The organism is Streptomyces sp. NPDC048295, from assembly GCF_040652135.1.
GTDB lineage: Bacteria > Actinomycetota > Actinomycetes > Streptomycetales > Streptomycetaceae > Streptomyces.
The window spans coordinates 1-22,829 of sequence record NZ_JBEZLL010000048.1 but is presented as its reverse complement, the minus strand read 5'-3'; the positions used below and the strand labels follow the sequence as shown (position 1 = coordinate 22,829).

At 71.2% G+C, this 22,829-nt stretch carries 20 protein-coding genes and 1 pseudogene; 9 read left to right on the top strand and 12 right to left on the bottom strand.

Features of this window, described 5'->3' with window-relative positions; genetic code table 11:
- The first annotated feature begins 331 nt into the window (after positions 1–331).
- The 3 genes from hydA to AB0D53_RS39895 all read left to right on the top strand — a co-directional run bounded on the left by hydA (position 332) and on the right by AB0D53_RS39895 (position 4,399).
- Positions 332–1,732: a dihydropyrimidinase gene (gene hydA, locus AB0D53_RS39905; RefSeq protein WP_362454268.1), complete on the top strand. Its 1,401-nt coding sequence runs from the start codon at positions 332–334 to the stop codon at positions 1,730–1,732.
- Positions 1,733–1,743: 11 nt separating this feature from the next.
- Entirely contained in the window at positions 1,744–2,745 is a 1,002-nt protein-coding gene (locus AB0D53_RS39900; RefSeq protein WP_329814326.1) for a TIGR03842 family LLM class F420-dependent oxidoreductase, read from the top strand.
- A 103-nt stretch (positions 2,746–2,848) separates the two neighbouring features.
- On the top strand, positions 2,849–4,399 hold the full coding sequence (locus tag AB0D53_RS39895; RefSeq protein ID WP_362454267.1) for an NCS1 family nucleobase:cation symporter-1: 1,551 nt from the start codon (positions 2,849–2,851) through the stop codon (positions 4,397–4,399).
- On the opposite strand, the gene AB0D53_RS39890 is transcribed toward AB0D53_RS39895, so the two are convergent.
- Positions 4,362–5,144: a hypothetical protein gene (locus AB0D53_RS39890; protein ID WP_362454266.1), complete on the bottom strand. Its 783-nt coding sequence runs from the start codon at positions 5,142–5,144 to the stop codon at positions 4,362–4,364. The genes AB0D53_RS39895 and AB0D53_RS39890 overlap by 38 nt on opposite strands.
- Before the next feature lie 246 nt (positions 5,145–5,390).
- Between AB0D53_RS39890 and AB0D53_RS39885 the strand changes: the two genes are divergently transcribed.
- The gene (locus AB0D53_RS39885) at positions 5,391–5,744 is read left to right on the top strand and encodes a hypothetical protein (RefSeq protein ID WP_362454265.1); all 354 of its coding nucleotides are present in this window, start codon (positions 5,391–5,393) and stop codon (positions 5,742–5,744) included.
- Between the two features lie 60 nt (positions 5,745–5,804).
- On the opposite strand, the gene AB0D53_RS39880 is transcribed toward AB0D53_RS39885, so the two are convergent.
- Positions 5,805–6,839: a nucleotidyl transferase AbiEii/AbiGii toxin family protein gene (locus AB0D53_RS39880; RefSeq protein ID WP_362454264.1), complete on the bottom strand. Its 1,035-nt coding sequence runs from the start codon at positions 6,837–6,839 to the stop codon at positions 5,805–5,807.
- A complete protein-coding gene (locus tag AB0D53_RS39875; RefSeq protein ID WP_362454263.1) occupies positions 6,836–7,498 on the bottom strand; it encodes a hypothetical protein in 663 nt (220 codons plus the stop codon). The genes AB0D53_RS39880 and AB0D53_RS39875 overlap by 4 nt, the downstream gene beginning before the upstream one ends.
- A 234-nt stretch (positions 7,499–7,732) precedes the next feature.
- Here AB0D53_RS39875 and AB0D53_RS39870 point away from each other — a divergent pair, with 234 nt between their 5' ends.
- Both AB0D53_RS39870 and AB0D53_RS39865 read left to right on the top strand, forming a co-directional pair.
- The gene (locus AB0D53_RS39870) at positions 7,733–9,208 is read left to right on the top strand and encodes an amidase (RefSeq protein ID WP_362454262.1); all 1,476 of its coding nucleotides are present in this window, start codon (positions 7,733–7,735) and stop codon (positions 9,206–9,208) included.
- A gap of 94 nt (positions 9,209–9,302) precedes the next feature.
- Positions 9,303–11,816 carry a SpoIIE family protein phosphatase gene (locus AB0D53_RS39865; RefSeq protein WP_362454261.1) on the top strand — a complete coding sequence of 838 codons (2,514 nt, stop codon included), beginning with the start codon at positions 9,303–9,305 and terminating at the stop codon, positions 11,814–11,816.
- A 98-nt stretch (positions 11,817–11,914) separates the two neighbouring features.
- On the opposite strand, the gene AB0D53_RS39860 is transcribed toward AB0D53_RS39865, so the two are convergent.
- From AB0D53_RS39860 to AB0D53_RS39840, 5 genes are all read right to left on the bottom strand, one after another.
- On the bottom strand, positions 11,915–12,979 hold the full coding sequence (locus AB0D53_RS39860; RefSeq protein WP_362454260.1) for a biotin/lipoate A/B protein ligase family protein: 1,065 nt from the start codon (positions 12,977–12,979) through the stop codon (positions 11,915–11,917).
- A 331-nt stretch (positions 12,980–13,310) separates the two neighbouring features.
- Entirely contained in the window at positions 13,311–13,763 is a 453-nt protein-coding gene (locus tag AB0D53_RS39855; RefSeq protein WP_362454259.1) for a hypothetical protein, read from the bottom strand.
- Positions 13,764–14,042: 279 nt separating this feature from the next.
- Positions 14,043–15,257, bottom strand: coding sequence for a beta-ketoacyl-[acyl-carrier-protein] synthase family protein (locus AB0D53_RS39850; protein WP_362454258.1), 1,215 nt, complete (start codon positions 15,255–15,257; stop codon positions 14,043–14,045).
- A gap of 450 nt (positions 15,258–15,707) precedes the next feature.
- Positions 15,708–16,781 (bottom strand): HAMP domain-containing sensor histidine kinase, encoded by a 1,074-nt coding sequence (locus AB0D53_RS39845; protein WP_362454257.1) that lies wholly within the window; start codon positions 16,779–16,781, stop codon positions 15,708–15,710.
- A gap of 89 nt (positions 16,782–16,870) precedes the next feature.
- Positions 16,871–17,566 (bottom strand): response regulator transcription factor, encoded by a 696-nt coding sequence (locus tag AB0D53_RS39840; RefSeq protein ID WP_362454256.1) that lies wholly within the window; start codon positions 17,564–17,566, stop codon positions 16,871–16,873.
- Positions 17,567–17,752: 186 nt separating this feature from the next.
- On the opposite strand from AB0D53_RS39840, the gene AB0D53_RS39835 reads away from it, so the two are divergent.
- From AB0D53_RS39835 to AB0D53_RS39825, 3 genes are all read left to right on the top strand, one after another.
- Positions 17,753–18,394, top strand: a complete 642-nt coding sequence (locus AB0D53_RS39835) for a M15 family metallopeptidase (RefSeq protein ID WP_362454255.1) — start codon at positions 17,753–17,755, stop codon at positions 18,392–18,394.
- A gap of 54 nt (positions 18,395–18,448) precedes the next feature.
- Positions 18,449–19,516 (top strand): endonuclease/exonuclease/phosphatase family protein, encoded by a 1,068-nt coding sequence (locus AB0D53_RS39830; RefSeq protein WP_362454254.1) that lies wholly within the window; start codon positions 18,449–18,451, stop codon positions 19,514–19,516.
- 76 nt (positions 19,517–19,592) lie between these two features.
- Positions 19,593–20,012, top strand: a complete 420-nt coding sequence (locus tag AB0D53_RS39825; protein ID WP_362454253.1) for a nuclear transport factor 2 family protein — start codon at positions 19,593–19,595, stop codon at positions 20,010–20,012.
- 41 nt (positions 20,013–20,053) lie between these two features.
- Here AB0D53_RS39825 and AB0D53_RS39820 read toward each other — a convergent pair whose 3' ends face one another.
- The 4 genes and pseudogenes from AB0D53_RS39820 to AB0D53_RS39805 form a co-directional block, all read right to left on the bottom strand.
- Entirely contained in the window at positions 20,054–20,299 is a 246-nt protein-coding gene (locus AB0D53_RS39820; protein WP_362454252.1) for a twin-arginine translocase TatA/TatE family subunit, read from the bottom strand.
- Positions 20,299–21,312, bottom strand: coding sequence for a sporulation protein (locus tag AB0D53_RS39815; protein WP_362454251.1), 1,014 nt, complete (start codon positions 21,310–21,312; stop codon positions 20,299–20,301). Before AB0D53_RS39815 ends, AB0D53_RS39820 begins: the two co-directional genes overlap by 1 nt.
- A 293-nt stretch (positions 21,313–21,605) precedes the next feature.
- Positions 21,606–22,568 carry an electron transfer flavoprotein subunit alpha/FixB family protein gene (locus AB0D53_RS39810; protein ID WP_362454250.1) on the bottom strand — a complete coding sequence of 321 codons (963 nt, stop codon included), beginning with the start codon at positions 22,566–22,568 and terminating at the stop codon, positions 21,606–21,608.
- Positions 22,569–22,630: 62 nt separating this feature from the next.
- Positions 22,631–22,829, bottom strand: a pseudogene (locus tag AB0D53_RS39805) (electron transfer flavoprotein subunit beta); the annotation flags it as partial.

The window sequence follows — 22,829 nt, the reverse complement described above, 5'->3', positions numbered from 1 at the left end:
ATCGGTCGGTGGACACCGGACAACGGGGGCGTCCGGTGGCGTGTCCGAGGCTGGCCGTCGGCGGTGATCGGTTCGCACCGGGTACAGGACGGGCGCATGAACCGTACCCAACATTTGGACCAGACCCGTAACCGTCTTGTTATCCAATGGCGGTCGCCATGCCGGTCCTCGTCGCGGCTGTGGGCCGGTGGAGTGCCGGGCGGATGAAACAGAAACGTCTTCAGCGGTTAGCGGCAGCGGTATTGCCACAGTGGGTAACCCACTTCTACGTTCTTCACCACGCACCTTGTCTACGTGCGTAGACCCATTCCGCCACAGTGAGGAGGGGTACATGAGCCGCACCGTCATCCACGGCGGTCTCGTCATCACCGCGTCCGACGAAATCCATGCCGACGTACTCATCGAGGGCGGCCGCATCGTGGCCCTCGCGGCGCACGGCACCGACGCGGCCGAGAACTGGAGCGCCGACCGGAGGATCGACGCCACCGGAAAATACGTCATCCCGGGCGGTGTCGACGCGCATACCCACATGGAGATGCCGTTCGGCGGCACCTATGCCGCCGACACCTTCGAGACCGGTACCCGGGCGGCCGCCTGGGGCGGCACCACCACGATCGTCGACTTCGCCCTCCAGTCCGTCGGCCACGCGGTCCGCGAGGGGCTCGACGCCTGGTACGCGAAGGCCGACGGCAAGTGCGCCATCGACTACGCCTTCCACATGATCCTCTCCGATGTGAACGAGTCCACGCTCAAGGAGATGGACCTGCTGGTGTCGGAGGGCGTGACCTCCTTCAAATTGTTCATGGCGTATCCCGGTGTCTTCTACAGCGACGACGGCCAGATCCTGCGCGCCATGCAACGGGCCTCCCACAACGGCGGCCTGATCATGATGCACGCGGAGAACGGCATCGCCATCGACGTACTCGTCGAACAGGCCCTCGCCGAGGGCCGCACCGACCCCCGGTACCACGGCGACGTGCGCAAGGTGGCGCTGGAGGCCGAGGCCACCCACCGTGCCATCCAGCTCGCCCGCGTGGCCGGCTCCCCGCTGTACGTCGTGCACGTCTCCGCCGACGAGGCCGTCGCCGAGGTCGCCGCCGCCCGCCACAAGGGACTTCCGGTCTTCGGCGAGACCTGCCCGCAGTACCTCTTCCTCTCCACCGACAACCTCGCCGAGCCGGACTTCGAGGGCGCCAAGTACGTCTGCTCCACCCCGCTGCGGCCCAGGGAGCACCAGGAAGCGCTCTGGCGGGGGCTCAGGAACAACGAACTCCAGGTCGTCTCCACCGACCACTGCCCCTTCTGCTTCTCCGGCCAGAAGGAGATGGGCCGGGGCGACTTCTCCAAGATCCCCAACGGAATGCCCGGTGTGGAGAACCGGATGGACCTTCTCCATCAGGCGGTCGTGGACGGCCATATCTCGCGCCGCCGCTGGATCGAGATCGCCTGCGCCTCCCCGGCCCGGATGTTCGGCCTCTACCCGAAGAAGGGCACCATCGCCCCGGGCGCCGACGCCGATGTCGTCATCTACGACCCGGCGGCCGAACAGACCATTTCCGCGGCGACCCATCACATGAACGTCGACTACTCGGCGTACGAGGGGAAGCGGATCACTGGCCAGGTCGAAACGGTTCTTTCGCGCGGTGAAGTCGTCATCGACGCGAGGAAGTTCACCGGCCGGGCCGGACACGGCAGCTACACCCCGCGCGCCACCTGTCAGTACCTGGACTAGGAGCACCCGTCATGGACTTCGGACTCGTCCTCCAGACCGACCCGCCCGCCTCGGCCGTCGTCGGCCTGATGCGCCGCGCCGAACGCAACGGCTTCCGCTACGGCTGGACCTTCGACTCGACGGTCCTCTGGCAGGAACCGTTCGTCATCTACAGCCGGATCCTCGAACACACCGAACACCTCATCGTCGGCCCCATGGTCACCAACCCCGGCACCCGCACCTGGGAGGTGACCGCCTCCACCTTCGCCACCCTCAACGACATGTACGGCAACCGCACCGTCTGCGGCATCGGAAGGGGCGACTCGGCGATGCGCGTCGCCGGACGCAGACCCAACACCCTGGCCCGGCTCGGCGAGGCCATCGACGTCATCCGTGACCTGGCCGAGGGACGCGAGGCGACCGTCGACGGGCAGCCGGTCCAGATCCCCTGGGTGAAGGACGGCAGACTGCCCGTCTGGATGGGCGCGTACGGCCCGAAGGCGCTCGCCCTCGCCGGACAGAAGGCCGACGGCTTCATCCTCCAGCTCGCCGACCCGTTCCTCACCGAGTGGATGATCAAGGCGGTACGGGACGCGGCCGCGGAGGCGGGCCGCGACCCGGACTCCGTGACCATCTGCGTCGCCGCCCCGGCCTACGTGGGCGACGACCTCGACCACGCCCGCGAACAGTGCCGTTGGTTCGGCGGCATGGTCGGCAACCACGTCGCGGACCTCGTCTCCCGGTACGGCGCGCACTCCGGCCTCGTCCCCGAGGCCCTGACCGCCTACATCAAGGACCGGCAGGGCTACGACTACAGCCACCACGGCCGGGCCGGGAACCCCGACACGAACTTCGTGCCGGACGAGATCGTCGACCGGTTCTGTCTGCTGGGCCCCGCCGAGGCGCACATCGAGAAGCTGCGGGCCCTGCGCGACCTGGGCGTCGACCAGTTCGCCGTATACAACATGCACGACGCGCGGGAGGCGACGATCGACGCCTACGGCGCACAGATCATCCCCGCTCTGTCGGACTGACCCGTCCCCTCCCCGCCGGGTTGTCCGCACCCCCGTCCCCGCACCCGTACCCCCCGCGCCCCGCCCCGCACGGCACCGTTCCCGAGCGAAGGGTCCAGCCGCCATGACCTCGACCGTCCCACCGATCCCACCGCAGGACCCGATATCCGACCCCTCGGGGCGCGTCGAACTCGCCCCCGGCGCCGTTCCCGCCGACAACCGGTTCGTCAACGAGGACCTGTTGCCCGTCCCACTGGAACGGCGCCGCTGGACGACGTACAACTTCGCCGCACTCTGGGTGGGCATGGCCCACAACATCCCGTCCTGGCTGCTCGCCTCCGGCCTGGTGGCCCTCGGCATGGACTGGAAACAGGCCGTGTTCACCATCGCGCTGGCCAACCTCATCGTGCTCGGGCCGATGCTGCTCACCGGGCACGCCGGCCCCAAGTACGGAATTCCCTTCCCGGTGCTGGCCCGCGCCTCCTTCGGGCTGCGCGGCGCCAATCTGCCCGCGCTGATCCGGGCCGCGGTGGCCTGTGCCTGGTTCGGCATCCAGACCTGGATCGGCGGCGTCGGTATCTTCACCCTCCTGGGGAAGATCTTCGGCGGCTGGGCGGAGGCGTCCGGGATCGGCGGGCAGCCGTGGACGCTCTGGCTCTGCTTCATCCTCTTCTGGGCGCTCGAACTCGCCATCATCCACCGGGGGATGGACGCGCTGCGACGCTTCGAGAACTGGGCGGCGCCGTTCGTCATCGTCGGCGCCGTGGTGCTGCTGGTCTGGATCGCCGTCAAGGCGGGCGGCTTCGGCCCGCTGCTCGACCAGCCCTCGAAGCTCGGCTGGGGCAAGGAGTTCTGGCCGGTCTTCTTCCCCTCGCTGATGGGCATGATCGCGTTCTGGGCCACGCTCTCGCTGAACATCCCCGACTTCACCCGCTTCGGGGCCGGCCAACGCGCCCAGATCCGGGGCCAGGTGCTCGGCCTGCCCACCACGATGACGCTCTTCGCCCTCCTCTCGGTCCTGGTCACCTCCGGCTCGCAGGCGGTGTACGGCGAGGCGATCTGGGACCCGGTCCAGCTCGTGTCGAGGACCGACAGTGTCTTCGGGCTCCTCTTCGCGCTGGTGACGGTGCTGGTCGCGACCGTCTCCGTGAACATCGCGGCGAACGTCGTGTCACCCGCGTACGACCTGGCGAACCTCGCGCCCCGGTTCATCAACTTCCGTACGGGCGCGCTGATCACGGGCGTCGTCGGCGTCCTGATCATGCCGTGGAAGCTCACCGAGACCCCCGAGCTGTACATCTTCACCTGGCTCGGGCTGGTCGGCGGGCTGCTCGGCACGGTCGCGGGCATCCTGATCGCCGACTACTGGATCGTCCGCCGCACCGTGCTCGACCTGGCCGATCTCTACCGGCCCGGCGGACGCTACTGGTACACGAACGGCTGGAACGCGCGGGCCGTCGTCGCGTTCGCCGTCGGCGGGGTCCTCGCGATCGGGGGCTCCCACTCCGCCCCGGGTCAGGGCCCGTTCCCGGCCGACGGTCTGATCCTGTTCCTCAAACCGCTCGCGGACTACGGCTGGGCGGTCGGGCTGGCCTCGTCGCTGCTGCTGTACGTGGCGCTCAGCGTCCGGTCCGGTGTCACACCGGCGCGGACGTACGGCCCAGCAGAGCACTGATGTCGTACGTCTGGTCCGGCGGAGGCGTGGTCGTGGGCACCGGCTTGTCGAAGGCCGAGAAGTCCACGACCGCGTCCGCCCCGCCGCCCTGAGCCGTGAGCCTCAGGGGGTACGGCTTGCCCGTGGCGGCGACGTACGTCATCAGTGTCTGCCCGTCGCGCATCCTGGTCAGCGGCACCACCGGGGCACCGTCGAGGGTGGTCTTCCTGCCCTTGTTCAACGTCCCCCGGTCATTGTTCGCGTTGTCGCTGACGAGCTTCTGGAAGGTGTCCAGATCGCAGCCGTTCGTCACGCCGAGCAGGCGCGGGTCGGAGGCCGAGCCCTTCATGTACCGTCCGTGGAGGATCGCGGCGAAGGCCGAACCATCGCCCGGAACCTGGTTCTTCCAGAAGTTCGCGTCCGGCTTGACCCAGACCGCGTCGCCACGCTTCACGATCCGGACCGAGCCCTGGTCTTGGCCGAGAACCACCGATCCGTTGCAGTTCCCGTCCCGGTCCAGGGTGAGCTCCAGAGTCATCGAAGACTGGTCGCCGCCGAGGTCTCCGCGCATGCTGAGATGCAGGGAACGGGCGCTCAGGAGGGCGTCGCGCGAACGGTCCGAGATCTGCTGCGCGGTGAGTTTCTCGATGCCGTTGCCGTTGTCCGCCCGGGCCGCGCCGCCGCCCAGGAGGCTGCTGCCGGTGAGTCCCAGCACGACGGCCGCCGTCCAGGCGACCCGGCGGGTGCCGCTGTGTCGACCGGTCACGTCGCCTCCCTCGTAGAACCCGCCGGGCGCGAAACCCGTCGGGCCTGTTCAGGTGCCCTCCGATGCAGGCCGTTCGCACCTCATCGGATTCCTCCGAGCGTACGCCGGGGGCGCATGGGCCGCGCGGCGGAGAACACCGCTCCGGCGCATACGCAGTGTGATGTTTTGCCTCGTTTTGGGTCATGGGTGGTGGGGGACGGTTGTCGGCGCACCGAGTTCATCACCAGCGAGGAGGAACAGGGAGACATGAAGCTGTCGATGGGGAGTGTGACCAGGGCCGTGCTCCGGGGCGCCGTAGTGGCGGGGACGGCCGCCGCGCTCGCCGTTCCCGCGACCGCCGCCACCGCCGTGACGGCCGTGGCGACGCCGCCCGGTCTGTCCTGCGACACCGGAAAGCACGAGATCGACGACTACACGGGCTTCGCGCTGTGCCGCAACGACGGCAGCGCGACGCAGACCTTCTGGGTGCATCTGGTCTGCGGCTGGTCCCCGGACGTGGACGGCGAGCACGTCACGCTGGCCCCCGGGCAGTCCGGTCAGTCCACCGCGCACTGCTCGGCCCTCGGCACCGGGATCGGCGAGATCAGCGTCCAGCCGTAGGGCGCGCCCGCACCCTGCCGGACCGGCCGCCGTGCCCCGGTGGTCGGTCCCGCAGCCCGGTCACGGGGCGCTTCGCTCCAGCAGCGGTGGCAGTGCGGCGGCCAGCCTCTCCCGCAACCGGTCCGGACCGCCGTCCACCCACGGGTGCGCGGCGTGGAACGCGGACCAGTCCACCAGCCAGTCCAGCACCGACCCGGGTGTGAAGCCCTCCGCGTGCGGGCCGAGCACGGTGTGCAGCAGACGGGGCGGGAGCCGAGTCCGGTCGTACTCCGCGAGCAGCACCGCGTCGTACAGGTCCTTCGCCCCCGACCGGCCCTCCGCCTCCTGGTCCTCGGCGAGCCACAGCAGCTTCCAGGCGAGCGAGAGCCCCGGGTCCGCGGTGCGGACCGGTATCGGCGGCCCGCCGTCGCCGCGGGGGCAGGCCGTCCACACCGGTGCCCGGGGCAGCCGCTCGTCCTGGGCGAAGTCCATCCGCAGCTCGCCCGGCGGCAGCCCGTCGGCCTGCCAGGGCACGACGACCCGCACGCCGGGCGTCTCGTACTCCCGGTACATCCACACGCCGTCCGACGTCACCCGGTCCGGATCGACGCGTATCCCCTCGGGCGGCCGAGGTCCGGCCGTCAGGGCGGCCACGACCTCCTCGGTGGGGGAGGAGGGCGGATCGATGTCGTCGGGGTCCTCGATCTCGACCCAGCGCAGTCCCTCGGGCGCGAGCACCGGCCGGGTACCGGCGGTCTCGTGGCTCTCCTCGTCCGTCCACAGCTCGGGAGCGGCGGCGCCGTGCGCGGCCTCCGGCCAGTGCTGAACAGCCTCGATCCCGCCGACGTACGGGTAGGGATCGAGGCGGTCGACGAATTCATCCGCCGACGGGCCGAACACGATCCAGTCCAGATCGCCCGGCTCCCGTGCCGCCGCGCCCATCCACGCCTGGAGCGGGAGGCTGCCGCGCAGAACCAGCTGGTCGCCCCACGGCGACCCGGCGATCACGGACAGCAGATGGTCCTGGACAGCGCGCCGGGCGGCCCGCCAGCGCGGAGCGAGCGCCGGGTCCTCGAACGCCGGCTCCCCGGGAACGGGGCGGTCACCCGTGCTCACAGCACGGCCCCGGCCCGTTCGACGATCCAGCCCGCGTCCACCGCCGGATGGTCGTCGTGCACCACGAACTCCTCCTCGGTCTCCAGCACTTCGAGCCCGGCGACGTCGAGCGCGCGCAGCAGCGCGTCGAGTTGGGCCCGCGCCCCGGACCGGCCGGTCGCACGGCAGCGCTGGGTGACGAACCGCTCGTGGCGGCCCCGCCCGTCGGTGCGGCGGGCGTTGCGCGACAGGTGCGCGCTGTGCCGTTCGGCCGCGGCCCGGGCGGCGGCGAGGTCCCGTTCGCCGGAGAGCAGCAGTTTCACGTGGTGCTCGAAGTGGCAGTCGGGGGACAGCGCGGCGGCCTCGGCGGCCGTCCGGGGTATGTCCTCGTTCCACGGGGCGGCCTCGATCTTCACGCGTACGACGGGGAAGCCCGCCGCGCGCAGCGCCTCCGCCCGGAGCTCCGCGGCGGCCCGCTGCCGGGAGAGCGAACCGCGGCCCCGCTCGGTCAGCATGGGCTGGTCCGGCACGGCACCGCGGTCCAGCACGATGCGGGTGAGCTTCAGGCCGTGCCGCTCCGCCCAGCACGCCAGCCGGGCGCCCTCCTCCGCCTCGCCGGCGCGGGGATCGAACCGCACCGTCAGATGCGTCTCGAACTCGCCCTCGAACTCCGCTTCCACGTACCCCTCCAGCAGTGTTTTCGCCGCCCGTTTCCACCGGGGAACGTAGCAAGCGGCACTGACACTCCCCGGAGCGATGCCCGGCCATATTCCACCGAACGGTTGAGCGGACCGCTCACAACTCGTTACCCTCCGGTAAGTTCGTTCGGGCGGACAGATGCTTCAGGCAGACAGATGCTGCGGGCACACAGACGCCTTGCGCGCCCGTGCCGATACGAGGAAGGCGGTCGGCCCATGTCCTCAACGGAAGCCGTGGAAACCACCGGACCGGCCGGCCCCCCGGGACTGGCCGACAGCGCACGGGAGCTGACCGAGGGCCGCACCACCTCGGTCGAGCAGGTGTCCGCGGCGCTGGGCCGTATCGAAGCGAGCCAGGGCACCCTCAACGCCTTCAGACACCTGCGCGCCGAGGCCGCGCTCGCCGAGGCCGCCGAGGCCGACCGCCGGCTCGCGGCGGGGGAGCGGCTGCCGCTTCTCGGCGTGCCGGTCGCAGTCAAGGACGACACGGACGTCCTCGGGATGCCGACCTACTTCGGCTGCGACGGCGAACTGCCCGCCGCGACCGCGGACAGCGAGGCCGTACGCCGGCTGAGGGCGGCCGGGGCCGTGATCGTCGGGAAGACCAACTCCTGCGAACTCGGCCAGTGGCCGTTCACCGAGGGCCCCGCCTTCGGCGCCACCCGCAACCCGTGGCACACCGGCCACACCCCCGGCGGCTCGTCCGGCGGCTCCGCGGCAGCCGTCGCCGCCGGACTCGTGCCCGCCGCGCTCGGCTCGGACGGCGCCGGGTCCGTCCGTATCCCGGCGGCCTGGACCCACCTCGTCGGCATCAAGCCCCAGCGCGGCCGGATCTCCGGCCACCCGCACATCGACGCCTTCCAGGGCCTGACCGTCAACGGGCCCCTCGCCAGGACCGTCGCCGACGCCGCGCTGCTGCTCGACGCGGTCGCCGGTTCCCACCCCGACGACCCGCACCGCCCGCCCCCCGTCGCCGCCGAGGCCGCCGCCCGCCGCGACCCCGGCCGGCTCCGCATCGCCCTCGCCTGGCGTCCCCCGCTCACCCTCACCGGCTCCGCACCCCACCCCGACGTGCGCCGGGCCGTCCTCGCCCTGGCCGAGGCCCTCGCCCGCCTGGGCCACGACGTCGAGGAGGCCAGGCCCCGGTACGGGCTGATCGGCCTCGGCTTCGTCCCCCGCGCCACCGCCGGGATCGCCGAACTCGCGGCCCGCCACCCAGACCCCGCCCTCCTCGACCCGCGCACCCGCAGCGCACTGCGCACCGGCACCCGGCTCGGCGGCCGGGTGGTACGGGCGGCCAGGGAGCGCGAGGTGCGCCAGCACCGCAGGATCGGCGCGTTCTTCCACACGTCCCGGGGCGGCGCCGGATACGACGTACTGCTCACCCCGACGACCGCCCTGCCACCTCCCCCGATCGGCCGGTTCGACGGGCTGAGTGCCTGGCGCACCGATCTGGCGATGACCGAGGCCTGCCCGTACGCCTGGCCCTGGAACGTACTCGGCTGGCCCGGCGTCAACGTACCGGCCGGATTCACCGTTGACGGGCTGCCCGTCGGGGCGCAGCTGCTCGGCCCGTCCCGCAGCGAGGAACGGCTGGTCTCCCTCGCCGCCCAGCTGGAGGCCGACCGGCGCTGGTACGAGCACCGGCCCCCGGGCCCGTACCCCCCGTCCCCACCGGCCGGCGGGCGCTGAGCGCCTCCGCGCGGGTCCACGCCCGCCCCCGGTCGCTCGCACGTCGGCGCGGTAGGCGGGATCATGGACAACGAGTCGATGGGTGGTGGCCAGTATGGCGTGTGCAGGTTCGCAGCCGGCGCCCGACGCCGAGCCCTCGCCGCCCAGCACGCCCCGGCACTCCTACGACATCGCGAACGACGCGACCGCGGTGGTCTCGGGCACCGGAACGGTGGTCGGCTGGACGCACAGCGCGCGCGAGCTGCTGGGGTACCGGGCCGCGGACGTGGTCGGGCGGCCCGCCGGATTCCTGCTCGCCATGCCCGAGGACCCGGTCCGGGTGGCCGGGATCGCCGAGCGGTGCCGTGCGGGCGTGGGGTGGCGGGGCGTCGCCGACGTCCGGCGGCGCGACGGCGGCCGGATCGAGCTGGACCTCCGGGTCTCGGCCTCGTTCCACATGGACGGACGGGAGTGCTTCCTGGTCTCCGGACGCGAGCGCAGGCCGGAGTGGATGGTCGGGCAGTCCGTGCTGGAGGCGTTCCTGAGCGGTTCGCCGATCGGCATGGCGGTGATGAGCCCGAACCTGCGCTACACCTGGATGAACGACACCCTGGAACGCTTCAGCGGCGTACCGCGCGAGCACCGGATGGGCCGCCGGCTGAGCGAGGTGCTCCCCGGTCTGGAGACCGAGGCCCTGGAGACCCTGATGCGCGGTGTGCTGGACACCGGGGTCCCCGTCATCGACTACGAGTACCTGGGCTGGACCTGGGCGGATCCGCGCCGCAAGCGCGCCTACTCCACCTCGTACCTGCCGCTGACCGACAGCGACGGCAGCGTCACCGGCCTGTGCTACATGGTGCTGGACGTCACCGACCGGTGGAACGCCCAGCAGCGCCTGGCCCTGGTCAACGACGCCGGAGCCAGCATCGGCTCCACCCTGGACGTGATGCGCACGGCTCAGGAGCTGGCCGACTTCGCGGTGCCGCGGTTCGCCGACTTCGTCATCGTCGACCTGCTGGAGCCGGTCGCCAACGCCGATGAGCCCGCTCCGTGGCCCCTGGGCACGGGGCTGTCCGGCCAGGACCTCGCCCGGTCCGGCACCGTCACCGGCTCCAACCGGCCGAGGATGCGCCGTGCCGGGATGAGCTCGGTGCGCGAGGGCTGCCCGGAGGCGATCCGGCGGGTCGGCGATCCGGTCGAATTCGTGCCGCCGCCGCACGACATCCGGTTCCTCGCCGACGGCGAACCCGTCCTCATCCCGGTCCTCGACCCCGACGACCACATGTGGGCGGTCGAGCAGCCCGACAGGGCGGCGAGGATCCGTGAGTACGGGCTCCACTCCCTCATCTCCGTGCCGATGCGGGCCCGGGACACCGTGCTCGGGCTGACCACCTTCGTCCGCTCGGTGAATCCCGCCCCCTTCGAACCGGACGACGTGCTCCCGGCCCGCGAGATGGTCGCCAGGGCCGCCGTGTGTGTGGACAACGCCCGGCGCTACACCCACGAGCACACCGCGGCGCTGACCCTCCAGCGCAGTCTGCTCCCGCACACCCTGCCCGGCGGGATGGCCCTGGACGTGGCCTCCTCCTACCTCCCGGCGGACGCCAAGGACGGGGTCGGGGGCGACTGGTTCGACGTGATCCCGCTGTCCGGCGCCCGGGTCGCCCTCGTCGTCGGCGATGTGGTCGGCCACGGCATCGGTGCCGCCGCCACCATGGGCCGGCTCCGCACCGCCGTCCACACCCTCGCCGACATGGACCTGCCGCCCGACGAGCTCCTCGCCCACCTCGACGATCTCGTGCTCCGCCTGAGCGACGAGGAACCCGAGGGCGAGGAGCGCGGCACATCCGTGCTCGGCGCCACCTGCCTGTACGCCGTCTACGACCCGGTCACCCAGCAGTGCACCATGGCACGGGCCGGCCACCCGCCGCCCGTCGTCGTCGCCCCGGACGGGCGCGTCAGCTTCCCCGAACTGCCCGCCGGACCCCCGCTGGGTCTGGGCGGGATGCCGTTCGAGACGGCGGAGATCACCCTTCCCGAGGGAAGCCTGATCGGTCTCTACACCGACGGACTCATCGAGGGGCTGGACCGCGACGCCGAACTCGGCATGTCCCGCCTCGGCGGCGCCCTGGCCCAGCGCGGTCTGCCGCTCGACGCCCTGTGCGCGTCGGTGGTGGAGCAGCTGGTCCCGGTGCCCCAGCCCGACGACGTCGCCCTGCTGCTGGCCCGCACCCACGAACTGGGCGCCGACCACGTCGCCTCCTGGGAGATCCCCGACGACCCGGCCGCCGTCGCCGGGGTCCGGGCCCGGACCGGCCGCCTGCTGCGGGCCTGGGGCCTGGAGGAACTGGAGATGACGACCGAACTGATCGTCAGCGAGCTGGTCACCAACGCGGTGCGTTACGCCACCGGGCCGATCCGGCTCCGGCTGCTGCGGCAGTCCGTCCTGATCTGCGAGGTCTCCGACACCAGCAGCACCTCGCCGCGGCTCAGGCACGCCCGCACCACGGACGAGGGCGGCCGCGGCCTCTTCCTCGTCGCCCAGCTCACCCGCCGCTGGGGCACCCGCTACACGGCCGAAGGCAAGATCATCTGGACCGAACAGGAACTCCCGGCGACGGAAAGCTGACACCTCCCGGAGCGGCCCTCGGAAGAGGCCCGGCCTCTGCGGCCCGGTTCACGGAACCGCAGCGGTCCTCGGGAGAGGCCAGGCTCCTACGGCCCGGTTCACGGCACCCGAGCGGTCCACTCCTCGGTGCCGAACTTCGTCCGTACGAGCTCCTCGGCCCGCGCCATCTCCTCGGCCGTCACCGTGCCCGGGGTGAGACCGTGCCGGGCACGGAAGGAGTCGATCATCCGCTCGATGACGGCCTCGCGCGCCAGCCCCGTCTGACGGCGCAGCGGGTCGACGCGCTTCTTGGCGCTCCGGGTGCCCTTGTCGGAGAGCTTCTCCTTGCCGATCCGCAGCACTTCGAGCATCTTGTCGGCGTCGATGTCGTACGACATGGTCACGTGGTGCAGGACGGCTCCAGGACCACCGTCGGGGCCGACCATCCGCTTCTGGGCGGCACCGGCGATCTTGCCGGCGTCGGTGGCGATGTCGTTGAGCGGCTGGTACCAGGCCTTGATACCCATGTCGCCGAGGGCGCCCAGCACCCAGTCGTCGAGGTAGGCGTAGCTGTCGGCGAAGGAGAGCCCGGAGACCAGGGACTCCGGCACGGACAGGGAGTACGTGATGGTGCTCAGGGGCTCCACGAACATGGCCCCGCCACCGGAAATGCGGCGTACCACGGTCATTCCGTGCTTCGCGGCCCCTTCGGGATCCACCTCGTTGCGCAGCGACTGGAAGCTGCCGATGACCACGGCGGGCGAGGCCCATTCCCAGACCCGCAGCGTGGGAGCCCGCCGCCCGGCGGCCACCTCGGCGGTGAGGACCTCGTCCAGTGCCATGTGCAGGGCCGGCGCCTGGGCCCGGGTGTGCACCAACTGCCAGTCGTAGTCGCTCCACTCGGTCGCATGGGCCAGCGCTCGCCGGACAGCGATGCCGACGCCCTCCGCGGTCAGTCCGAACATGACGGTCGACTCCGGCAGGGCTGCCGTGATCCGGGCCGCCAGACCCGCGGTGTCCGTCGCGGAGGGGGCACCTTCCAGGGCCCTGTCGATCGAGAGGATCGCCTCGTCGGGCTCCAGGAAGAAGTCGCCGGCGACGCGCACATTGCGCAGTACGCCTTCCTCTACGTCCAGATCCACGACGACAAGCTTGCCGCCGGGCATTTTGTACTCGCCGTGCACGGTTCTGTCCCCTTCCCGTGCGCGGCGTGGATCCTGAGCCGGTTGCTCCGGTGTGGGACGGACGCGCACATACTTCGCATCGCACTTTAACGCTCGCCCGTGACGAGCGGCCACGCAGCCTCGATGCCGCCGGAGCGGCATCGGCATGCCGTACGACCGTCGGGCCTGTCATCCGTCTGCGGGATGGACGGATCCCGGCATCCGGGCGATGCCGGGCACGGAGTGGAGCACCTCGTCGCCCTTGCGGCATCCGTCGGGGGCTCGGCCCGTCGAACGGCGCTGCCCCGGACGGTTCCGACGCCGTGAGCACACCGGCCACGGTGTGATCACCTCACCGAGTCCGACCGGGTGGTCCGGACTTCGGGATGAAGGCGGGATCGATGCCCATGGCGGCAATGCCTTCGCGCACCGAACGGCCGAACCGCTCGATCTCCGCCACGAGCTCGTCCCGGGCGACAGGTGCGGTCCAGGAGTCCGGTGCGAAGATCGAGCCGATCCGCCAGCCGTCGTCGGAGCCGATGATGCGGATCAGTCCCGGATCCGCCTGCATCGAGCAGAACTCGAAGTCCTCTCGGCCGGTGTCCGGACCCTGGAGCCAGAGTGCCAGGTGGTATGCCAACTCGGCCACGGGGAACGCCTCTTCGGACCACAGCACACCCTGGTCCTCCCGGATGGACAGCTCTGCCCCGATGTCGAGGAGAAGCACCTCCGGGGGAGCCTCGTGCGGGTCGATGCCGCGCCGTGGCAGATCCGACAGCCCGAAGTCCCGGCAGACGAACCGCATTGCCCGGCCTCCATGAGATCGCAGGCCCTGCGTCCGGGCCATCCGGATACGGACGACCGTACCAAGTCGTACCGGCCACCCCACCCGTCAGCCGAGCAGCGGGACAGGCTTCGGGGAAGGGCCTCCGACCTGGGAACGGTTGCGAGGCCGCACACGTGTGATGGCCCCGCGCACCACGGACTCGACCGTTCGCCGGGCGCGACGGCACGACATCACCGGTGGGCGGCAACCTGGTCCGAGGGGCCCGGGCCGCGCAGTGTGGCGGTCGAGGTCTCGTCGTCACGTGGTGAGGACGAGACTGACGTTGTGTCCGCCGAACCCGAACGAGTTGGCCAGCGCAGCGGACCACTGACCGGTTCGCCGCTCACCGCGCACCACGTCCAGTTCCACGCGCGGGTCGAGTTCGTCGAGGTTGCGCGTGGCCGGAACGGTGCCGTCCTTGAGTGCGAACAGAGCGGCCATGGCACCGACCGTTCCGGACGCGCCCATCATGTGACCTGTCATCGACTTCGTCGCCGTCACCGCGGCGTGGCTGCCGATCACCCGGCCGATCGCCTCGGCCTCCGCCAGGTCACCGGACTCCGTCGAGGTGGCGTGGGCGTGCACGACCCCGATGTCCGCCGGGGCCAGGTCCGCGTCGCGCAGCGCCAGTTCCATGGCGAAGGCCTGGCCTTCCGCGTCGGAGGCCGTGATGTGGTTCGCGCTCGAACTCACGGCGCTCCCGGCCAGCGTGCCGTAGGCGTGTGCTCCACGGGCCCGGGCGAACTCGGCGCGTTCGAGCACCATCATTGCCGCGCCCTCGCCCATGACGAACCCGGACCGCCGGACGTCGAACGGGCGGGACACGGACTCCGGGTCCGCGGACTGCGTCGACAGGGCCTTCATCTGAGCGAATGCCGCGATGGTGAAGGGGTGCAGACATGCCTCCACCCCACCTGCGACGACCACGTCCGCCCGCCCGCTGCGGATCAGATCCTGCCCCAGGGTGAGGGCCTCCGCCCCGGACGAACAGGCGCTCACCGGAGTCCTGGCGCCTCCCTTCGCGCCCAGGTCCATGCTCACCCAGGCAGCCGGCCCGTTGGGCATCAGCATGGGGACCGTGAACGGCGACAGCCGGCGAATCCCGGCGCGTTCGAAGATGTCGTCCTGCCCCAGCGTGGTGAGGACACCGCCCGTCCCCGTACCGATGACGACGGCGAATCTCTCGGGCTCGACCTGCGGGGCACCGGCGTCCTGCCAGGCTTCGCGCGCACTGAGGACGGCGACCTGCTCACCGCGGTCCAGCTTCCTGGCCTCGACCCTCGGGAGCAGGGAGGCAGGGTCCACCGTGAGCCCGGCCGCAACGTGCACGGGCAGGTCCGCGGCCCACTCCTCCTCCAGGAAACGCACCCCCGACCTACCGTCCAGCAGCCCCGACCATGACGACGGCGCATCGGCTCCCAGTGGCGTCATCGCACCGACGCCCGTCACCAGCACACGACCGTTACGGGTCATACGAGCCTCCATGAATTGTTCAGTTGCTACATAGGGTCGGACTTGCTCTCATGGGGATCATGCCAGCTTCGGGAAGGGGAATCAGGGCAGTGGGCGACTGATTCGAAAGCGGGAGATTGTAATGTTCCAACAATGAGCGAGGGTGAACTCGTGGTGCCCCAGAAGATGTCGGCGGTCACCTGCCGGGGTGTCACCAGGGCATGCGGCATCCACGACGGGGCGGGTCGACCGTCGACGGCAGGGGTGCCGCAAGGGGGGTGTGGCACCGGACCGCGGACGCCGGGGCGTGCCCGCCGCACCGGCCTCGTCGTGGCATCGAGGGTGTGATGCCCGTGGCGGTCTCGTCGGTGATCCGCCGCGCGGCCTCCTCGGCCCACCCGGCAGAGCGTCACCACTGCGCGGTGCGTACGGTTCCTGCGACGGGCGCGCCGGGCGCGACGGGCCTCGGTGTTACCGGGCGCCGGGCAGCGCCACCCGGACGGTGAGTCCTCCGCCGGGATTGGGGGCCAGGGCCAGCTCGGCGTGGTGGGCGCGGACGATGCTGGAGACGATCGCCAGTCCGAGACCGTGGCCGCGGCGCGTGGGGTCCTTCTCGGCCAGGCGGCCGCTGCCGCGCAGGAACGGCTCGGTGAGGCGGTCGACGGTGTCGGACACGGACGGTCCGGTGTTGGTGACCGTCAGGAGCGTGCGGCCGGGGTGGGCCGGGTCGGGGCCGGTGGTCAGGGAGAGCGATCCGCCCATGGGCTGGTTGTGCCGTACGGCGTTGTGAAGCAGGTTCAGGACGAGCTGGCGCAGCAGGACGCCATTGCCGGTGACCGGGGCCGGGCGGGTGTCGGTGAAGAGGGCGATGCCGCGTGTCCCGGCCTCCTCGCGGACGGTGTCGACGGCGCCCCGGGCGATCTCGGCGAGGTCGAGCCGCTCCATGGCAGGCGGGGTGTTGTCGAGGGCGGAGAGCTGCAGCAGGGCGTCGGTGATGTCGATGCCGCGCTGGTTGGTCTCGCGGAGCCGGGAGACGAGCCGGTGGTAGTCCTGGCCGTCGGGGTCCGCGACGGCCACGTCGAGCATGGTGCGGCTGACGGCGAGCGGGGTGCGCAGCTCGTGCGAGGCGTTGGCGGCGAAGCGCTGCTGGGCGTCGAAGGACCGCTGCAGGCGGGCGAGCATGTCGTCGAAGGTGTCGGAGAGCTCGGTGAACTCGTCGCGCGGACCGGTGAGCCCGATGCGGTGGTCCAGGGAGCCGTCGGCGGCCCGGCGGGCCGCCCCGGTGATGTCCTGGAGGGGGCGCAGGACACGGCCCGCGATGAGCCAGCCGGCGCCGAGCCCGATCAGCGCGAGCAGCAGCAGGGTGACACCGGAGGCCTTGACCAGGGCCTGAAGGATGTCCGGGCGTGTGGCGACGGCCGCGGCCTGCGGGTTCACGTCGCCCAGCGGGTAGTTGGGCACGAAGCGCATGGCCAGGTAGACCATGACCAGACTGAACGCCCCGGCGACGACGACGAAGAGGGCGTAGGTGAGAGTGAGCTTCATCCTGGCGGTCAGCCGCCGCGGCCGCCCGGGCCGGGCCGGGTCCTCGGCCGTGTCCGCTCCTGCGGTCCGGTGGGGTGCGGGCCCGCGGCTCACTGCTTGTGCCCCGTCGTCCCGTGGCGCCCCGCCGGCTCGTCGAGACGGTAGCCGACGCCGGGCACGGTGTGGATGGCCGACGGCTCACCGAGCCGCTTGCGGAGCGTGGACATGGTGATGCGCACCGCGTTGGTGAACGGGTCGGCGTTCTCGTCCCAGGCCCGTTCCAGCAGCGTCTCCGCGCTGACGACGCCGCCTCGCGCGGTCATGAGGACTTCCAGGACGGCGAACTGCTTCCTGGTGAGTGCCACGTACCTGCCGTCGCGGAAGACCTCGCGCCGGAACGGGTCCAGCCGGATCCCGGCGTAGTCGATGACGGGGGGTGTGCCGTCCTTGGGCCGGCGGGCCAGCGAGCGCAGACGTACGACCAGTTCCTTGAGATCGAAGGGCTTCGTCAGGTAGTCGTCGGCGCCGATCTCGAACCCGGTGACCTTCTCGTTGATCAGACCCGCCGCGGTCAGCATGAGCACACGGCAGCCGAGGCGCCGCTCCACGATGATCCGGCACACGTCGTCCCCGTGCGTCCCGGGGATGTCCCGGTCGAGCACGACGACGTCGTACTCGTTCACATCGAGACGCTCCAGCGCGGTGTCCCCGTCCGTGGCGATGTCGGAGGCGATGGCTTCGAGCCGCAGTCCCGCCTGCACCGCCTCGGCGAGATACAGCTCGTCCTCGACAATCAGCACCCGCATACGGTCTCTCCTGCTCTGCGCCTCACCCGGCCGGTCGTCGGCCAGCGCGTACCACCCTCATGGGAACAGTACGGGCATATCGAAAATGTATCGGGAAATCGAAACGGCCCGACAACACGGTCCGCCGTTCACTCGTGGCATCGGTCCGCGGCACCCGCCGCCCGTACGAGATGCCCGGAGGCGACCATGCACGACGACCCCACCGCGAACAGCTCCACCACGGCCTCGCGGCGCTTCCCCGGCCGGAAGGCGGCAGGAGCCGGCGCGGCCGCGGTGGTGGCGCTGGCCGTGATCTGGGGTGCGACGGCCCGGAGCGAACCGGCCGCGCGGGCCACCGCCGCGGACCGAAAGCCGGACGCCGGCGAATCGGGTGCGCAGGCCGCCCCGGAAGGCACCGGCGGAGGCGACCGCCCGGACGGCCGTGAGCTCACCCCTTTCGACACCCGCTACCCGGCCGTCGGCCGCCTGGACCAACGCCTGCTGAAGGCCGTGCAGAAGGCGGCCCGGGACGCCCGTGCGGACGGCATCGAATTCCGGGTCACCTCGGGATGGCGCAGCAAGGCGCACCAGCAGCGACTGCTGGACGAGGGCATCCAGAAGTACGGGAGCGCCGAGAAGGCGAGGCAATTCGTGAACACTCCGCAGAAGTCGACACATGTGTCCGGGAAGGCGGTCGACATCGGTCCCACCGATGCCGACGACTGGCTCATACGCCACGGCTCCGACTACGGCCTGTGCCAGGTCTACAGCAACGAGATGTGGCACTTCGAGCTTCTGACCGGCCCCGGTGGCACCTGCCCGGCGCCCCTGAGCAACGCGGCCGGCTGACCGGCGATGCGTTCAGCCCGTGAGTCGACGACGCCCCCTTCCGAAGGACATGCCATGGCAGATCTGCGCGAGGACCCCTACCCGGATGTGCACATCGGAGGCGGATTCTCCGATCCCGCCGAGACACCGACCGCCGGTCCTGGTCCCGGTCCCAGTGCCGGTCCCAGTTCCGGTCCCGGTTCCGGTTCCGTCGGGCTCGGCCCGGGGCGGCGCGGGGGCCGGTGTCTGAGCGCCGTCGCCGTGGCGACGGGGCTCGTGCTGGTCTGCCACTCGTTCGTGCCCGATGTTCCGGGCAACCCGGGCAGCCTGCTCGAAACCGTGCTGCCCTGGACCGGTCTGGCCGTGCCGGTGCTGCTCCTGGTCGCCCTGTGCCGCAGGTCCGTGCCCGCGGTCGTCGCCGCCCTCCTTCTCGGTGCCGTGTGGTGCGCCCTGTTCGCGTCCCTGGTCCTCGGCGGGCGCGGTGACGCCGAGCCGAACCTGACCGTGGTGACCCACAACGTCAATGCCGCCAACCCCGACCCCGGCGCGACCGCCCGGACGCTGCTGGCCGCCGACCCCGACCTGGTGGCCCTGGAGGAGATCACCGACGAGGCGCTGCCCGCCTACCGGAAGGTGCTGGACCGCCGGCTCAGCCACTTCGTGCACATCGGCACCGTCGCACTGTGGAGCCGCTACCCCGTCACCGAATCCCGGCGCGTCACCATCGATCCCGGCTGGAGCCGCTCCCTGCGCGCCCTGGTCCGGGGACCGAAGGGCCCCGTCGCCGTCTATGTGGTCCACCTGCCCTCGGTCCGCGTCGGCGCATCCGGTTTCGCCACGGCCCGGCGCGATGACACCCTCACCGCTCTCGTCCGGGCCCTCGACCACGAACGGCAGAAGAAGATCCTTCTGCTGGGCGACCTCAACGGCACCACCACCGACCGCAGGCTCGCACCACTGACGTCCCGGCTGACACCGGTCAAGGACAAGGCCGGCACCGGCTTCGGCTTCAGCTGGCCCGCGGCCTTCCCCCTCGCCCGCATCGACCACATCCTCGCCCGGGGCATCACCCCCGTCGATGCCTGGACCCTCCCCGCCACCGGCAGCGACCACCGTCCGGTCGCCGCGGACCTCAGGACGTAGCCGACGGGGCGGGCCCACTCCGTGCTTACCCCCGGAGTAATCGACATGCCGCCGGAGCCCGGACAGGCTGGGCCGCATGACACACAACGCGCTCGCGGACGCCACCCGCACCACCGTCCGGAAGTTCCTCGCCCTCCGCCTCTCCGGGGACACCGAGGGGCTCACCGCGCTCTTCACCGACCAGGTCGACTGGCTGCTCGCGGAGAACCCCTCGGCCCCATGGATACGGCCCCGCTCCACCGCCGCCGAATGCGCGGCCCAGTTCGAGGAGCTGATGGCGCACACCGTGCCCGAGGACTCCCGGGCATCCGTCGACACCTTCCTCGTCGACGGCACCGACGCCGTCCTGATGGGGCACCTCTCGGGGACCGTCCGTGCGACGGGCAAGACCTTCGAGGGGCCCTTCGCGATGCGCCTCACCGTCGAGGACGGCCGGATCACCCGACTGCATCTGTACGAGAACAGCCTGTCGATCGCGGAGGCGTGCGCCCACTGACGGGGTGGGCGGCCACCGGTTCCGGTGCCGCCCGTGCGCTTTCAGGGACGAGGCCCCGCAGCGGGCCCCGGGTCCCCTGCCTCGTGCCGGGTCACGGTCTCGCCGCGGATGACACGCGGCGCCCCCGTTTCCCCCTCGGTGCCCTTCGGCTCCTTCATCGCCTTCGCCTCGGCCTTGAGGATGCGGGCCGACTTGCCTGCGGAACGGGCCAGTTCGGGGAGTCTCTTGGCGCCCAGGAGCACAATCACCACGATCAGGATGATCGCGATCTCACTGATTCCGAACATCAGTCGTCCCCGTCCTCGTCGTCGTTGTCGTCCTCGAAGAAGTCCCCCACCTCGTCCACGACTTCGGCGGCGACCATGCCCCCGACGACGCCGACCGCGAGACCTGCCGCGCCCACCGCGACGGCCGTGCCCAGGCCCGGACCGGAGCGGTGACCGCCGTCGTGATGGTGGTCCTCGTGGTGGGCATGGTGCCCGGCATACGGGTCGCCGTGGCCGTACGCGGAGCCGTCCGCGTACGCCGACCGGTGCTCGACCAACTGCCGGAGCCAGCCGTCGACCAGGGCCTGCCAGTCCTGGTGGTGGATGCCGTCGTGCGCGACCGTGAACCGGGTGAGCGCGTCGTGTCCGCCGGAGTGGAACCCGCCGCGCCTGTCGGCCTCCAGGACCACCTCCATGCCGCCCGCGGTGGCGAGGAAGGTCACCTCGATCTCATTGACCGCGTGCGCGTACTGCGGCGACGGGGACAGCTCGATCTCCTGGTAGAAGGGGAGCTGCTGGCCGGTGCCGCCGATGCGTCCGTACTCCAGATCGGCGGACTCGAAGCCGAAGCCGAGCCGGCCGAACGCTTCGAGGACCGCCTCCTGCACCGGCAGCGGGCCCACCGCGAGCCGGTCGAGATCGCCCTTGTCCCTGGCCCCGGCGACCGACACCTCGGTGCGTACACCGAGCACGATGCCCAGGCTCTGTCCGTACAGCTCGGTGACCGGTGTCTCCCAGGGCAGCGCGACCGTGAACGGAATGCTCAGCTGCTCGCCCTCCGCCAGCCGGAAGCCGCCGCCGACGGTGAAGCGCTCGAAGGCCACGAGGCGCTCTTCCTCCTCCTCCCCGCGCTCGTCCTCCACCCGCGCGACGAGTTCCAGCGCGATGTGGTCGATGTCGAAGTCGGCGCTGCCGCCCTTGAGATGGACCTGGCCGGACAGGGGGCCGCCGGGAGCGGCGGCCCCGGCGGTGAGGACGGTGTCGACGGTGGGCCCGCCCACGCCGAGCGAGCCGAGCAGTCGTTTGAACACCATCGCGGCGTTCACTCCCTTATGTGCGTACGAGGGGTGCGGGGAGTCCGGGAACGCCGACGGCGGCTCCCGTTCTCTACAGACATGTAGAGCATAGGGCCGGTGGTGAGGCTTCCGGAGCCGGGAGGCCGTGGTGGACGGGAAAGTCCGAAAAGAATCGCTCAGGAGGTCCGGGTAGCCGCTTGACGTGCGTGTTTTGCCGTGCTTTTACCGTACGGGACGGTGGTCGGAACGGGTGCGGGGCCGTGTGGTGCGTGTGCACCACACGGCCCCGGACCGTCAGCAGGGTTGCCGGGTCAGCCCTTGCGGGCGTTGACCTCTTCGGTGAGCTGGGGAACGACCTGGAAGAGGTCGCCGACGACGCCGTAGTCGACGAGGTCGAAGATCGGGGCCTCGGCGTCCTTGTTGATCGCGACGATCGTCTTGGACGTCTGCATGCCGGCCCGGTGCTGGATCGCGCCCGAGATGCCCGAGGCGATGTACAGCTGCGGCGAGACGGACTTGCCCGTCTGCCCGACCTGGCTGGAATGCGGATACCACCCGGCGTCCACCGCGGCACGCGAGGCACCCACCGCCGCACCCAGCGCGTCGGCGAGCGACTCGATCAGGTGGAAGTTCTCCGCACCATTGACACCCCGCCCACCCGACACGACGATCGCCGCCTCGGTCAGCTCCGGACGCCCCGTCGACTCACGCGGCGTCCGCCCGGTCACCCGCGTGCCCGTGGCCAGCGCCGAGAACGACACCTCCAGCACCTCCACCGCACCCGCCGCCGCACACGCCTCCACCGGCGCGGAGTTCGGCTTCACCGTGATCACCGGCGTCCCCCGCGAGACCCGCGAACGCGTCGTGAACGACGCCGCGAACGCCGACTGCGTCGCGACCACACCCCCCTCACCCGCCTCCAGATCCACCGCATCGGTGATCACACCCGAACCGATCCGCACCGCCAGCCGCGCCGCGACCTCCTTGCCCTCCGCCGACGACGGCACCAGCACCGCCACCGGCGACACCACCCCGACCGCCGCCTGCAGCGCATCCACCTTCGGCACCACCAGATACTCCGCGAACTCCGGCGCCTCCACCGTCAGAACCCGCACCGCACCATGCTCACCCAGCACCCCGGCCGTACCCGCCGCACCCGCACCCACCGCGAGCGCCACCGGCTCACCGACCCGACGCGCCAGCGTCAGCAACTCCAGCGTCGGCTTGCGAACCGCACCGTCCACGTGATCGACAAAGACGAGAACCTCAGCCATCGGACTTCAATCTCCTGCCACTAGCAAAGAACAGACGGAAAACACACACAACAGGTCGGGACTCAGATGAACTTCTGCCCCGCGAGGAACCCGGCCAGCTGCCGCCCGCCCTCACCCTCGTCCTTCACGATCGTGCCCGCCGTCCGCGCCGGACGCTCCACAGCCGCATCCACCACCGTCCAGGCACCCGCCAGACCGACCTCGTCCGCCTCCACACCCAGATCATCCAGATCCCACGACACCACCGGCTTCTTCTTCGCC